This is a genomic window from Actinacidiphila sp. bgisy145, assembly GCF_057708125.1.
This window is the reverse complement of record NZ_JBYIRL010000002.1, coordinates 427,210-441,238: the sequence shown is the minus strand read 5'-3', so window position 1 is coordinate 441,238 and position 14,029 is coordinate 427,210. Positions and strand designations below refer to the sequence as shown.

General features: G+C 74.1%; 11 protein-coding genes. 7 read left to right on the top strand and 4 right to left on the bottom strand.

All coding sequences use genetic code 11. The features are described 5' to 3' along the window. Positions 1 to 114: 114 nt before the first annotated feature. Entirely contained in the window at positions 115 to 1,383 is a 1,269-nt protein-coding gene (locus AC3ERT_RS03760; protein WP_335972088.1) for a polysaccharide deacetylase family protein, read from the top strand. Here the strand turns inward: AC3ERT_RS03760 and AC3ERT_RS03755 are convergent. From AC3ERT_RS03755 to AC3ERT_RS03745, 3 genes are all read right to left on the bottom strand, one after another. Then, a complete protein-coding gene (locus AC3ERT_RS03755; protein ID WP_435172611.1) occupies positions 1,373 to 3,382 on the bottom strand; it encodes a transglycosylase domain-containing protein in 2,010 nt (669 codons plus the stop codon). The genes AC3ERT_RS03760 and AC3ERT_RS03755 overlap by 11 nt on opposite strands. A 267-nt stretch (positions 3,383 to 3,649) precedes the next feature. Continuing rightward, positions 3,650 to 3,958: a zinc-ribbon domain-containing protein gene (locus AC3ERT_RS03750; protein WP_335972085.1), complete on the bottom strand. Its 309-nt coding sequence runs from the start codon at positions 3,956 to 3,958 to the stop codon at positions 3,650 to 3,652. A gap of 133 nt (positions 3,959 to 4,091) precedes the next feature. Next, positions 4,092 to 6,074: a helix-turn-helix domain-containing protein gene (locus AC3ERT_RS03745; protein ID WP_435172609.1), complete on the bottom strand. Its 1,983-nt coding sequence runs from the start codon at positions 6,072 to 6,074 to the stop codon at positions 4,092 to 4,094. Between the two features lie 642 nt (positions 6,075 to 6,716). Here AC3ERT_RS03745 and AC3ERT_RS03740 point away from each other — a divergent pair. The 4 genes from AC3ERT_RS03740 to glpK all read left to right on the top strand — a co-directional run bounded on the left by AC3ERT_RS03740 (position 6,717) and on the right by glpK (position 11,231). Then, complete coding sequence (locus AC3ERT_RS03740) at positions 6,717 to 7,973, top strand: SLC13 family permease (RefSeq protein WP_435172607.1); 1,257 nt, start codon at positions 6,717 to 6,719, stop codon at positions 7,971 to 7,973. Between the two features lie 5 nt (positions 7,974 to 7,978). Next, the gene (locus tag AC3ERT_RS03735) at positions 7,979 to 8,611 is read left to right on the top strand and encodes a universal stress protein (RefSeq protein ID WP_435133576.1); all 633 of its coding nucleotides are present in this window, start codon (positions 7,979 to 7,981) and stop codon (positions 8,609 to 8,611) included. A gap of 163 nt (positions 8,612 to 8,774) precedes the next feature. Further along, a complete protein-coding gene (locus tag AC3ERT_RS03730) occupies positions 8,775 to 9,620 on the top strand; it encodes an MIP/aquaporin family protein (protein WP_335972079.1) in 846 nt (281 codons plus the stop codon). Between the two features lie 93 nt (positions 9,621 to 9,713). After that, positions 9,714 to 11,231 (top strand): glycerol kinase GlpK, encoded by a 1,518-nt coding sequence (glpK, locus tag AC3ERT_RS03725; RefSeq protein WP_435133579.1) that lies wholly within the window; start codon positions 9,714 to 9,716, stop codon positions 11,229 to 11,231. 79 nt (positions 11,232 to 11,310) lie between these two features. Here the strand turns inward: glpK and AC3ERT_RS03720 are convergent, their stop codons facing one another. Further along, positions 11,311 to 11,949: a DUF4232 domain-containing protein gene (locus AC3ERT_RS03720; protein WP_435172605.1), complete on the bottom strand. Its 639-nt coding sequence runs from the start codon at positions 11,947 to 11,949 to the stop codon at positions 11,311 to 11,313. Positions 11,950 to 12,054: 105 nt separating this feature from the next. Here AC3ERT_RS03720 and AC3ERT_RS03715 point away from each other — a divergent pair, with 105 nt between their 5' ends. Continuing rightward, positions 12,055 to 13,524, top strand: coding sequence for a VWA domain-containing protein (locus tag AC3ERT_RS03715; protein WP_435172603.1), 1,470 nt, complete (start codon positions 12,055 to 12,057; stop codon positions 13,522 to 13,524). Between the two features lie 45 nt (positions 13,525 to 13,569). Then, positions 13,570 to 14,019 (top strand): type II toxin-antitoxin system PemK/MazF family toxin, encoded by a 450-nt coding sequence (locus tag AC3ERT_RS03710; RefSeq protein WP_335972070.1) that lies wholly within the window; start codon positions 13,570 to 13,572, stop codon positions 14,017 to 14,019. Positions 14,020 to 14,029 lie beyond the last annotated feature (10 nt).

The window sequence follows — 14,029 nt, the reverse complement described above, 5'->3', positions numbered from 1 at the left end:
GCCCGGGGGGGGATTCTTCCCCTCTGTTCCCCGCCCCCTTTTCCGGTCCGATCAACTGAATAATGGGGGCCGTGTGCCCGTTCGAGGCGCACCATGTGGGGGGTACGCGTACCGATGGTGAAGATCAGGCGGGGAGCGGCGGCCGGGCTGGCCACCGCGGGGGTCGCGGCGGCGCTGGCCGCGACGCTGGTGGCGGTCGGCACCGGGGGCGGCGGGTCGGCACACGCCAAGAACGCCGCGAGCTCCCCGGCGCAGACGCCGGTGCGGCACGCGCCGACCGCCACCACGACCCCGACGTGGGACGGCAAGACGAAGGTGATCGGCGACGGCTCCACGTCGTACACCGGGCCGCAGCCCAACCAGCCGACGTTCCACAAGCTCAAGCCGGGCGAGAAGCCGCCGCAGTTCGTGGTCTTCTCCTGGGACGGCGCCCTGGAGGGCGACGACCACGACTTCTCCCGCTTCCGCACGCTGGCGGAGAAGTACCACGCGAACATGACGTTCTTCCTCAGCGGCATCTACCTGCTGCCGAAGGACAAGAGCACCCTCTACCACCCGCCGCAGCACTCGCCGGGCGCCTCCGCGATCGACTACCCCACCGACCAGCACATCCGGTGGACGCTCGAGCAGCTGCGGCTGGCCTGGGAGGACGGCGACGAGATCGGCACCCACTTCAACGGGCACTTCTGCGAGCCCGACAAGGGCGCGGGCGCGGACTGGAGCACCAAGGAGTGGCTGAGCGAGACCGAGCAGGCGTACTCCTTCGTGCAGAACTGGAAGACGAACACCGGCTTCACCGACATCGCGCCGCTGCCGTTCGACTACGCCCAGGAGCTGGTCGGCGGGCGCGCGCCGTGCCTGGAGGGCCAGAAGAACCTGCTGCCGGCCGAGAAGCAGCTCGGCTGGCGGTACGACGCCAGCTCGCCCGGCGACTTCCAGCTCTGGCCGAAGAAGGAGGACGGCATCTGGAACTTCCCGCTGGAGCTGGTGCCCTATCCGGGCAAGAGCTTCCAGGGCCTGACGATGGACTTCAACTTCCTCTACAACCAGTCCGGCGGCGACGTCACCGAGGGCGACCCGGCGAAGTACCCGGAGTGGGAGAAGCAGGCCCGGGACGGCTACCTGGAGGGCTTCCAGCGCGTCTACAACGGCAGCCGGGCACCGCTGTTCATCGGCAACCACTTCGAGGACTGGAACGGCGGCATCTACATGCAGGCCGTCTCCGACGTGGTGAAGGACGTCTGCCCGCGCAAGGGCGTGGAGTGCGTGTCCTTCAAGCAGCTGTGCGACTGGCTGGACATGCAGGACCCGGCGGTGCTGGCGAAGCTGCGCAACCTGGACCCGGGCGAGGCGCCGGACTGGTCGACGTTCATCACGAAGTAGACCCGGCCGGCGGGCGGACCGCCTCGGTGTAGCGGGTCCACATCTTCACCGGGTAGTCGCTGCCGGGCTTCTTCGCGGACCGCCCGCCGAGCCCGGTCAGCGGCTCCAGCTGCTGCGTCTTCGGGTCGATCCGGAAGAGGGTCACCGCGGTGGCCATGTCCGCGTCGTAGCCGACGAACGACGCCGAGGTGTTGTCCGGCGCGGTGCCCGGCAGCCCGGCCAGCCCCGGACCGGCCTGCGCCGCCGCGTGCCCGGCGCCGGTGGCGACCGCCTCGCGCAGCGCGTCGTCCACCTCCCCGGCCACCTTCGCGGTGAACGGGTGGGTGACAACGGGCTTCGGCAGCGGCACCGCGGCGCCGTCGTGGGTGATGCGCAGCACCGAGTACGGGTCGGTGCGGGTGCCGCCGGCCGCGAACGTGGTGTACCCGGCGGCCATCCGGATCGGGCTGGGCGTGGAGGTGCCCAGCGAGAAGCTCGGCACCTGCTCGGCGAACCCGCTGTCCGGCAGCAGCCCGGCGTCGATCGACGCCTGCCGGACCCGGTTGAGCCCGACGTCCACGCCCAGTTGCTCCACCGGCCCGTTCACGCCCTCCGCGACGGCCTTGCCCAGCGCGATCGGGCCGTACGAACGGCCGCCCGCGTTGGCGGTCTTGACGACCTTTCCGTCCCGGCTCCAGTACGGGCCCTCGGGCGTCTGGATCGGCGCGCCGTCGTCGCCGTCGTACTGGCTGTCCGGGCCGACCCGGGCCCGGGGGACGTCGCGTTGGCGCACCACGCCGTCGCGCAGGGCGGCGGCGTACACGAAGGGCGCGTAGGCGGTGCCGGCCGGGACGATCGAGATGTCCGCGTCGTCGAAGCCCTGCTTGACGTAGTCCGGGCCGCCGTAGAGCGCGAGGATGCGGCCGTCGGTGGCGACCGAGGCGGCGCCGACCCGCACGTTCCGGTCGGCGGCGCGGGTGGCCGGGTGCAGCTTGGCGGTCTGCTCCTTGACCGCGGCGGCCAGCGCGTCCACCTTCGGCTTCTCGAAGGTGGTGTAGATCTGGTAGCCGCCGCGGTCGAAGAGCCGGTCGGAGATGCCGCTGTGCGCGGAGACGTAGGCGCGCGCGGTGTCCACGAGGTAGCCGGTCTGCCCGCCGAGCCCGGCCGGTTTCGGCGGCGCGATCGGCTCGGGGAAGGTGGTGTAGGTGGCGCGGCGGGCGGCGGACAGCTTGCCGGTCTTCACCATCCGGTCCAGCACCCAGTTCCAGCGCGCCACCGCGCGGCTGTGGTTGGCGGGGCTCACCGACGGGTCGAACTGGCCGGCGCCCTTGAGCAGCCCGGCGAGGAACGCGGCCTGGCTGGTGTTGAGTTGGGACACGTCCTCGCCGTAGTACGCCTTCGCGGCCCGCTGCACCCCGTAGGCGCCGCGGCCGAACCAGCTGGTGTTGAGGTAGCCGTCGAGGATCTGGTCCTTGCTCGTGCTGCGGTCCAGCTTGACCGCGATGAGGATCTCGGAGACCTTGCGGGAGATCGTCTGGTCCTGGTCGAGGTAGACGTTCTTGACGTACTGCTGGGTGATGGTCGAGCCGCCCTGCCGGTCGCCGCCGGTCGCCATGTTCACCACCGCGCGGGCGATGCCCTTCGGGGAGACGCCGGGGTCGGAGTAGAAGGACGCGTTCTCGGCGGCGACCACCGCGGACTGCATGGCGACCGGTATCCGGTCCAGTGGTATCGCCTGCCGGTCGACCGGGCCGACCCGGGCCATCTCGCTGCCGTCGGCCCAGTAGTAGACGTTGTCCTGCTGCGTCGCGTAGGCGTTCAGGTCGGCCGGTATCGAGGTGGTCGCGTACGCCCACCAGACCAGCCCGACCAGCAGGAGCAGGGACCACGCGCACAGCAGCAGGCTCTGGCGCAGCGACGGGAGCCAGCGCCGCCAGCCGGTGCGGCCCGGCCGCGGGTAGCACGGGCGCAGCCGGGTGCGCGCCACGCGCCACGCCCCGCGCACCGACTCACGTGACATCCACTGCCGTCGACCGTCGTTCCGCCACGCGAACATGGCCCCCCCGCCTGCGTCCCGGAGGGGCGTCCCCACGCCCCGCACCGGCTACGAGCGTAGGGCGGTCATAGGGCGGAATCGCGACACGATCTGCACAGATCTGTAACAGAACCCACACGGGGAGGACATAATCGTGACGGGCCGGACACACCGCCTCCCTTCAGGCGCGCCCCCGGACACACCGGCGCCCCGGGCACCGGTGGAGACGGCGGCCGGGGCGGGCGGGCCGGATCAGTTCTGGCCGAAGGGGTTGGCACCCTGCTGCGGGGCCGGGTAACCGGCCGGCGGTGCCGGCTGCGGGGCCGCGGCGGCCTGCGCCTGGAGCTGCTCGGCCTGCTCCTTGGGCACCGAGGTCTGCGCACCGCAGAAGGTGCACTGCGTGGAGTACTTGGAGCTGATCGGGAACAGCGGGATGAAGAAGAGGGTGAACTTCATGACCCGCCGCCGCAGCGCGTGGGCGGACGGGTTGCCGCACCGCCCGCACAGCAGTGTGATCATCGCCAGCTGGTATATGTAGCTTCTGGTGCCCCAAATGATCATGGTGACTGCCTTCCCCCTGGAGTACCCGTCCCTGCGACGGCCTCTGTCAAGGAGCACAGTGTGCCGCACCGAGCTGTCGCCGCGGCACCCGGGCGGGTGAACGAACTGCCGAAGCCGCTCCGGGCGCCGCGGATCAGGCCCGGCCGCCGGGCAGCGGCGGGCGGGCGGCACCGGGCTCGGTGGTGGCGTAGAGCGCCACGGCGAGCGGCCGGACGCTGGCCAGCCGGTGCTCGCTCTCCCCGGGCACCCGCGGCAACTCGTCGATCAGGTCCTGCTCCAGCAGCGGTTCGGCCGCGCGGATGCGTGAGCGCACCGTCTTGGCGGCCACCCCGAGCGACGCGGCGGCCGGCTCGTAGCGGCAGCCGTGCCGCACCCACTCCCGTACGGTGCGCAGCAGGTCGCGGCGGTCGTCGGCGAGCGGCCGCAGCACCTTCTCCGCCCAGGCCCGCAAGGCGGGTTCGCCGAGCAGCGTGTGCAGGTCGGGGACGTCGGCGGTGTCGCGCCCGCCCATGGCCGCGGTGCCGTGGCGCGCCACGATCTGCGCGGCCAGCGAGAGCACCACCCGGTCCAGGATGGCGTCCTGGTCCAGGCCGACCGCGTCGAAGACCTGCCGGACCCGGCGGGTGACGGTGTTGCGGTGCACCCCCATCACCCGCGCGGTCGCCGACATCTCGAACTCGACGGCCATCGCGGTCGTCTCCAGGATCTGGGCGCCGCCGCGCGGCATCGTGAGCACCGGCCGCAGCAGGTGGGTGGCCCAGGCGAGCGCGGCGGCCGGGTCGAGGACGTCGACGACACCGGTGGTGCGGGTGGCCATCGCGACCCGGTCGGGGCTGCGGCCGGCCCGGGTCAGGCAGTCCAGCGCCTCCCCGTACGCGTCGGGCACCGCGTCCAGCGGGTGGGCGAGGCTGCCGCCGAGCAGCGCCCGGGCGTCGGCGAAGGTGTCCACCAGCCGGTGCAGGCCCTCCTCGGCGCGGGCCCCGGTGTGGTCCGGCGCGAGGAAGATCAGGTGCCGCCGGTAGGCGGGGCAGCGGACGGCCAGCACCTGTGCGGCGAGCACGCGTTCGGCCTCGGCGAGCACCGTGTCGCGCGCCGCCCGGCCGCAGTCGAGGATGAACACCTGCGCGGTGTCGCTGTCCATCAGCGCGCCGTCGATGCCCGCCACGACGCGCTGCGCGGCCACCGCGTGCCCGGTCATGAAGAGCTGGAACGCCGACAGCCGCACCCCACGCAGCGCGTCGCCGACCGCGCCGCTCGTCCGCCGCTCGCGCAGCCCGGCCACCATCAGCCGCAGCGCCTTGGCGGTGTATCCGACCAGCACCGGGTCCGGCTCGGGCACGGCGGTGCCGACCACGAGCGTCGCGTCGCCGGCCGGGGCGAGCAGGACGCTCTGCGCGAACCCGCCGCCCGCCAGCGGCTGCCGGGGGCCGGGCGGTGTGCCGAGCAGCGGGGTGAGCGCGGCCTCGGCCGCCGGGGGCGCCGCGGCCAGCACCTCCCCGTCGGCGTGCACCAGCACCTGGGCGTCGAGGGCGTCGGCGAGGTAGCCGGCGAGTCCGCGGACGGTGGCCCGCTCGTCGGCGCCGGGCACCGGCAGCCGGTCCAGCAGCCCGGCCAGCCGGGCCTGGCCGCGCCGGGCCGCGTCGGCGGTCAGCGCCGAGATGCGCGGGGCCAGTTCACGCCAGGCGGTCAGCGGGTGGGCGCCGGTCAGCAGCGGCACACCGGCCGCGGCGGCGGCCGCCGCGAGCTGACGCACCGCCGGGTCCGCGGCAGCGGTCACCGGTTCAGCCCCGGCTCCGGCCCCGGCCCCGACTTCAGCTCCGACTCCGGCCCGGGCTCCGGTTCCGGCGCCGGTTCCGACTCCAACTCCGGCTCCGGCTCCGGCTCCGGCGAGGACCAGCCCGGCCGCGCCGCCCGCCGCGAGGGCCCGCACCAGCCGCTCCGGCCGCCCGATCCGCCCCGGCTCGGCGACCACCAGCGCCCGCGCGGCGACCACCCCGCTCCACTCCGCGTCCGGGTCGACCGGCACCAGCACCTGGGCGACCTCGGCGTCCCCCGCACCGGAGACGAGGGTCAGGGCGAAGTCGGGGACGGCGACGAGGTCGTGGAGAGTGAGCACGCGGGTTCCCGGGGTCGGCGGTGGGGGCACCGCACCGGGCCACCGTCGGGCGCGCCGGACACCGGCCCCCGTGGCAACCGTCCCGGCCCGCCGACGACTACGGCCCCGCGCGGCGGGTCGTCGACCTCCACCCTAAGCGCCACGCACCGCGTCCAAAAAGCCCGCGGGCAGCACACGCACCGCCCCGGGCCCGTGGCCCAGAAGGCGGTGCGACTGCCGGCGGCCCCTCCCCCGTGTCCCCCGTCGAGGCCGCGCAACCGGCCGGCGATCCCCTCCCCCGTGCGTCCCCCCCGTCCGCGGATCGCCGACCGATACGACCGTACGGCGCCGCGCGCCTGCCGCACCACGGCACCGGTGCACCATTTCCGCCCGGCGCACGGCACCCGTGCACCACGCCCGCCACGCCGCCGCACCTGCGGCGGACGCCTTGCCGGTGGCGTACCCGGCCACCGCGCCCGGCAGCCCGCACACTGGCAGTCGGACCGCCGGGCCCCCGCCCGCGCGCCCCCGGCCGCCCCGTACGATCCGCTCGGCTCGTACGACCGCGCGCCGCACCACCCGTACCCGTACGACGAACCGCCGGGCCCCGGCGCCAGAAAGGCCGCGACGCACCCATGAACGCCTCCGTATGAGCACCGCCCGATGAGCGGCCCCGCCGCAGAAGCGCTCAGCGCCGTCCTGCTCGTCCTCGTGCTGGGCTGCGCGGTGGTCCGCCCGTGGGGGCTGCCGGAGGCGGCCGTCGCGGTGCCGGCCGCCGCCGTGCTGATCGCCACCGGGGCGATCTCCCTGGACCACGCGCGGGAGGAGGCGCAGCAGCTCGGCCCGGTGATCGGCTTCCTCGCCGCCGTCCTGGTGCTGGCCCAGCTGTGCGACGAGGAGGGGCTGTTCGCCGCGTGCGGCGGCTGGATGGCGAGCGCCGCCGGCGGCAGCCCGTACCGCCTGCTCGGGCAGGTCTTCGTGCTCGCCTCGGTGATCACCGCGGTGCTCAGCCTGGACGCGACCATCGTGCTGCTCACCCCGGTGGTCTTCGCGACCGCCGCACGGCTGGGCGCCCGCCCCAAGCCGCACGTCTACGCCTGCACTCACCTGTCCAACACCGCGTCGCTGCTGCTGCCGGTCTCCAACCTCACCAACCTGCTCGCGCTGGCCGCCAGCGGGCTGAGCTTCACCCGGTTCGCCGCGCTGATGGCGCTGCCGTGGCTGGCCGCGATCGGCGTGGAGTACCTGGTGCTGCGGCGGTTCTTCGCCACCGACCTGGCCGCGGGCGCGGGCGACCGCGCCACCGCCGAGCGGCCGCCGCTGCCGCGGTTCGCGCTGGTCACGGTGGGCTGCACGCTCGTGGGCTTCGTGGCCGCCTCACTGCTCGGCGTCAACGCGGCGTGGGCGGCCTTCGCGGGCGCGGCGGTGCTCGCGGTGCGGGCCCTGCTGCGGCGTGAGACCACCCCGCGCGCGCTGGTGCGGTCGGCCGCCGTCCCCTTCCTCGCGTTCGTGCTCGCGCTCGGCGTGGTGGTGCGGGCGCTGGTCGACCACGGGCTCGGCTCGGCGCTCGGCCACGCGGTGCCCGGCGGCACCGGCCTGCCCGCGCTGCTGGGACTGGCCGCGCTGGCCGCGGTGCTGGCGAACCTGATCAACAACCTGCCCGCGGTGCTGGTGCTGCTGCCGCTGACCGCGCCGCACGGCCCGGGCGCGGTGCTCGCCGTCCTCCTCGGCGTCAACATCGGCCCCAACCTCACCTACGCGGGGTCTCTCGCCACCCTGCTGTGGCGGCGTATCGTGCGGGCCCACGAAGCAGAGGTGGACCTCGGCGAGTTCACCCGCCTCGGCGCGATCGCCGTGCCTGCGTCGCTCGCGGTCGCCGTGGTGGCACTGTGGCTCTCGCTGACCGTGATCGGAGGCTGACCCCCATGCCCACGCCCCCGCCGCACGAGCCGCCCGGACGGCACGGGCCGCCGGCACCGTACGAGCCGCCCGAGCCGGGCCTGGCGCACCGCGCCGGCGGCGGCGCCACCGTCGTGGCCTGGGTCGTGGAGGGCACCTGGCCGGCCTGCGTGGACGCCGTCCGCGCCCACGCGCCCGACGGCGCCGACGTCGTCCTGGTGCACGTGGCGGAGCCGGAGGTGGCCGGCGCCGCGCACGGCGCGTTCGCCGGGCTGCTCGGCCGTGGCCGCACCGACCGCGACCCGGGCCTGGCCCTGTCAGAACAGGCCACCGCTGCCGGGGAGTCGCTGCTCGCGGAGGCCGCCGCCCGACTGGACCGCCCCTGCACCACCCTCCAGCGCACCGGCCGGGTGGAGCGCGAGGTCGTCGCCGAAGCGGAGGACGCCGCCCTGCTGGTGCTGGCCCGCGACGGCGACCGCACCCGCCTCGGGCCGCACAGCCTGGGTCCGCACAGCCGCTTCATCGTGGACCACGCCCCCTGCCCGGTGCTGCTGGTCTGGCCCGAACCGCCGCCCGGCCCGTCGACGCTCCCCCCGCCCCCGCCGCATCCGCCCGGCGGACCCCACCCGCCGCATCCCCACCACCCGCCGCACCCATAGCAGCGGCGGGCGCCCCGCACCGGCACCGCGCGGAACTCCCCCTCGAACGGCCCAGTCACACGCGCCCCTCCCGTACCACCGTGCTTCCTTGAGTTAGGAAGAAGCACGAGTGGGACCACGAGCGAGTGCCGGTCGCCGCACGACCGGCGGGAAGCAGGCTGACATGGCGCCACGTTCACGCGGCTCCGGGCTGCTCGGTGAGCTCTCCGCGGAGTTCGCCGGCACCCTGATCCTCATCCTCTTCGGCGTCGGGGTGGTCGCCCAGGTCGTCGCCGGCGGGGCCCTGACCAGCCCCACGGGCGGCCTGGGCAACCACGACAGCATCTCCTGGGCCTGGGGTCTGGGTGTGACGCTCGGCGTCTACCTGGCGGCCCGGCTCAGCGGCGCCCACCTCAACCCGGCGGTCACCCTGACCCTCGCGGCCTTCAAGAACTTCTCCTGGGCCAGGGTCGTGCCCTACATCCTGGCGCAGACGCTCGGCGCGTTCTGCGCCGCGCTGCTGGTGCGCTGGAACTACACCGAGGTCCTGGCCAAGGCCGACCCCGGCCACACCATCAAGACCCAGTTCGTCTTCTCCACGCTGCCCGGCAACGGCAACCCGGTCGCCGGCGTGCACGAGTGGGGCGCGTTCCGCGACCAGGTGATCGGCACCGCGATCCTGCTGATCCTGATCCTCGCCCTCACCGACCTGCTCAACAACCCGCCGCAGGCCAACATGGGCCCGTTCATCATCGGCCTGGTGGTCGTGGCGATCGGCATGGCGTTCGGTACGGACGCCGGCTACGCCATCAACCCGGCCCGTGACTTCGGCCCCCGGCTGGCCAGCTACATCACCGGATACGACACGGCGTGGCGGGACCAATGGGGCAACCTCTACTTCTGGGTGCCGATCGTCGGGCCGCTGGTCGGCGGCCTCGTCGGCGGCGTCTTCTACAAGCTCTTCGTCGGCCGCTTCCTGCCGCGTGCGGAACCGGAGCCCGAGGGCCGCGCCCCGATCCCGCAGGACTGAGCCCGCACCGCGCGCGGGCGGCCGGGGCGACCCGGCTGCCCCGCGCGGTCGTCGACAACCCGAGCCCGGAAGATCCAGGAGAGGCAGCAAGCCATGGCGGACTTCGTCGGCGCGGTGGACCAGGGGACCACCAGCACCCGTTTCATGATCTTCGACCACGACGGCAACGAGGTGGCCCGGCACCAGCTGGAGCACACCCAGTACCTGCCGCGCCCCGGCTGGGTCGAGCACGACCCGACCGAGATCTGGGAACGCACCAACGTGGTCATCCAGACCGCGGTGCGCAACGCCGGCATCACCGCGGCCGACCTGGCCGCCATCGGCATCACCAACCAGCGCGAGACCACCGTGGTGTGGGACCCGCGCACCGGCCGCCCGTACGGCAACGCGATCGTCTGGCAGGACACCCGCACCGACTCGATCGCCAAGGCGCTGGAGCGCGACGGCCACGGCGACCTGATCCGGCAGCGGGCCGGACTGCCGCCCGCGACGTACTTCTCCGGCGGCAAGATCAAGTGGATGCTGGAGAACACCGACGGGCTGCGCGAGGCCGCCGAGCAGGGCAACGCGGTCTTCGGCACCACCGACTCCTGGGTGCTGTGGAACCTCACCGGCGGCCCCAAGGGCGGCATCCACGCCACCGACGTCACCAACGCCAGCCGCACCATGCTGATGGACCTGGAGACGCTGGACTGGGACGACGAGCTGCTGGGCGTCTTCGGCATCCCGCGCGCGATGCTGCCGAAGATCAACCCGTCCTCGCACCCCGAGGCGTACGGCCGCACCCGCACCTCCCGGCCGACCTCGACCGAGGTGCCGATCTGCGGGGTGCTCGGCGACCAGCAGGCCGCCACCGTCGGCCAGGTCTGCTTCTCCCCCGGCGAGGCGAAGAACACCTACGGCACCGGCAACTTCCTGCTGCTCAACACCGGTACGGAGGCGGTGCGCAGCGAGCACGGGCTGATCACCACGGTCGCCTACAAGTTCGGCGACGCCCCCGCGGTCTACGCGCTGGAGGGCTCGATCGCGGTGACCGGCTCGGCCGTGCAGTGGCTGCGCGACCAGCTGCACATCATCAAGGGCGCGCCGGAGAGCGAGCGGCTGGCCCGGACCGTGGACAGCAGCGACGGCATCTACTTCGTGCCGGCGTTCTCCGGGCTGTTCGCGCCGTACTGGCGCTCCGACGCCCGCGGCGCGATCGTCGGCCTGGCCCGCTTCCACACCGACGGCCACCTGGCCCGGGCCACGCTGGAGTCGATGTGCTACCAGAGCCGCGACGTGGTCGAGGCGATGGAGCAGGACTCCGGGGTGCACCTGGACGTGCTCAAGGTCGACGGCGGTGTGACCGCCAACGACCTGTGCATGCAGACCCAGGCGGACATCCTCGGGGTGCCGGTCAGCCGCCCGGTGGTCGCCGAGACCACCGCGCTCGGCGCCGCGTACGCCGCGGGCCTGGCGGTCGGCTTCTGGCGCGACACCGACGAACTGCGCGCGCACTGGCACGAGTCGAAGCGCTGGCAGCCGGAGTGGTCCGAGGAGCAGCGCGCGGCGGGCTACAAGGGCTGGAAGAAGGCGGTCGACCGCACCCTGGACTGGGTGGACGTCGAGTAGCCCGGCCCGGCCGGCGGTGATGTGCGGCGGCTCCGACCTCGGGTCGGGGCCGCCGTCGCGTGCGGCCGTGCGCTTGGGTTCACTTGGCGGTGTACCAGGCGGTGACGTCGATCTTCCCGGTGTTGCCGAGGTCGACGGTGAGCGGGATGGGCTGCTCGACGCCGGCGACGGTGACCCGCACGGTGGCGGCGAGCGCGGGCGGTTCGTCCGAGACGGTGTAGGTGTTGCGCCAGGCCAGTACGGCGACGACCTCGCCGCCGGGGTGCAGCGTGGTGGTGGCCGGTCCGGGGTCGGTGACGCTGTCCACGATGTCGTCGCCGTGGTGCACCGCGACCGGCACCGTACGGCCGTGGTCGTCGAGCAGCCGCAGTTCCGGATAGCCGCTGACCGGGCGGGACTTCGGGCCGCAGTCGGTCAGGGTGAGCTGGACCTGGCGCAGGCCCATGGCGCCGTCGGTCGGGCCGGCGCCGACGAGCAGGCCGGAGGCGGGGCAGGCGGCGGCCGCGGTCGGGGCGCTGGTGGCGGGGGCGGCCGACGGCGCGGTGGTCTTCGGGATCGCGGCCGTCGGGATCTTCGCCGCGGGTGCGGTCACGTCGGCGGCGGTGGTCCGCGCGCAGCCGGCCGCCGTCAGGGCCGCCACCGCGGCCGTGGCCGCCGCGACTGCCGCCCGCGCGCGGCGGTGCCCGCGCGATGCCACCGCCGTCTTCGTCGTCCGCATCGCGCGATCATCACATAGTCGGAGCCGCAGCGGTCCGTCCGGCGTCTCATACGGCGAGAATGAGACCGTTGGTCCAGTGGTCCACGAAGTACGGGGAGGCAGGCCATGGCGGGCGCCATTTCACTCACACCGGGCGGCAACACGTCCCTGGACGGCGACGCGGCTCGCGCGGAGGTGACCGCGACCGGCACCCCCGTCGACGTGTCGGCGGTGCTGCTCACCGAGCAGCGCAAGGTGCGCGCCGACAGCGACCTGGTCTTCTACAACCACCCGGTGCAGGACGGGGTGAGCGTGCAGGGCCGGGCCGTCACCGTCGAACTCGCCCGCGTGCCGGCCGCCGTGCAGACGGTCGCCGTTGTGGTGAGCGTGGACGCCGACGCGCCCGGCACCGTCTTCGGCAGCGCCAGCGGGCTGGGGCTGGCCGTCACCTCGGGGGCGCGGGTCGTCGCGTTCGAGCCGCCGCCGTGCCGGCTCGGCGAGACCGTCGTGGTGCTGGCCGAGTTCTACCGCCGGGCCGGGGCGTGGAAGGTGCGGGCGGTCGGGCAGGGCTACGCCGACGGACTCGCCGGGCTGGCCCGGGACTTCGGGGTGTCGGTGGACGACGAGCCCGCGGCTGCGGCGCCGCCCGCGCCGCCGACGGTGCCCGACGCCGTCCTCGCACCGCCCACCCTCCAGATGCCGTCCCCCGCGCAGGGGTTCGGGCCGCCGCCGAGCATGCCGCCCGCGCCGCAGGCACCGCAGGCACCCCCGGCACCGCCGACCGGTCACGGGTCCGTGCCGCCGCCGCCCGCGTGGGCCCCGCCCGTACCGCCGGCGCCACCGGCCGCCCACCCGGCCGCGCCCGCCCAGCCCGTACCGCCCGCCGGTGCCCCGGCGCCCGCGATCAGCCTGGAGAAGGTCCAGCAGGCCGCACCCGCGCTGGTCAACCTCTACAAGCAGGCCGGGATCTCCCTTCAGAAGAAGGGCATCACCGGGCAGCGGGCCGCGGTCTACCTCGTGCTCGACCACTCCGCGAGCATGAAGTCGTACTACCGCAGCGGGACCATGCAGCACCTCGCCGAGCAGGTCCTCGGGCTGTCGGCGAACCTCGACGACGACGGCGTGGTGCCGGTGGTCGTCTTCGGCAGCCAGGTGAACCTCGTCTCCGAGATCTCGCTCGACAACCACAGCGGGCGGATCGACCAGCTCCAGAAGAAGCTGCCGTGGGGCGGCACCTGCTACTCACCCGCGATGCGGGCGGTGATCGACCACTACCAGCAGTGCGGCGCCACCGACCCGGCGTTCGTCGTCTTCCAGACCGACGGGGAGCCCTTCGACCGCGGCGAGACCAAGCGGCTGCTCCAGCAGAGCTGCACCCTGCCGATCTTCTGGCAGTTCGTCGGCTTCGGCAGTCCGCGCGGGCTGAAGTTCCTCCAGGGGCTCGACACCCTCAAGGGCCGCACCATCGACAACGCGGGGTTCTTCGCGGCCGGACGCGAGCCCCGCAACCGCGACGACGCTGAGCTGTACGACCTGCTGATGGCGGAGTTCCCGAAGTGGCTGAGCGCCGCCCGGGCCGCGCGGATCATCCGCTGAGCACACTGCCCGGCCGCCCGGCGCGGGTGGGATACGGTCGGGCGGGTGACGACGTTCAGTGAGAGCCAGGCGGAGTTCCCGGGGGCCAGTGGGCCGTACGCGACGACGGAGGCCGATCCGCGGGAAGTGGGCCGGGTGCGTACCGAGTACGCGCCGGAGCATGACGGGGACCCCGACCCCGGGGAGATCGTGTGGACCTGGGTCCCCTACGAGGAACGGGACGGGCGCGGCAAGGACCGGCCGGTGCTGGTGGTCGCGCGCGAGGCGGGCGGCACCCTGCTGGCCGTGCAGCTGACGAGCAAGCGGCACGACGGCGGGGACTGGCTCGCCATAGGGGCCGGACCGTGGGACCGGGAGGGGCGCGACTCGTGGGTCGTGCTCGACCGGGTGCTGCGGGTGCACGACCAGGGGATGCGGCGGGAGGCGTGCGCGCTGGACCGGGGGCGGTTCAACCTGGTGGTGAACCGGCTCCGCGAGCTGTACGGCTGGGCCTGAGCCGAAGCGG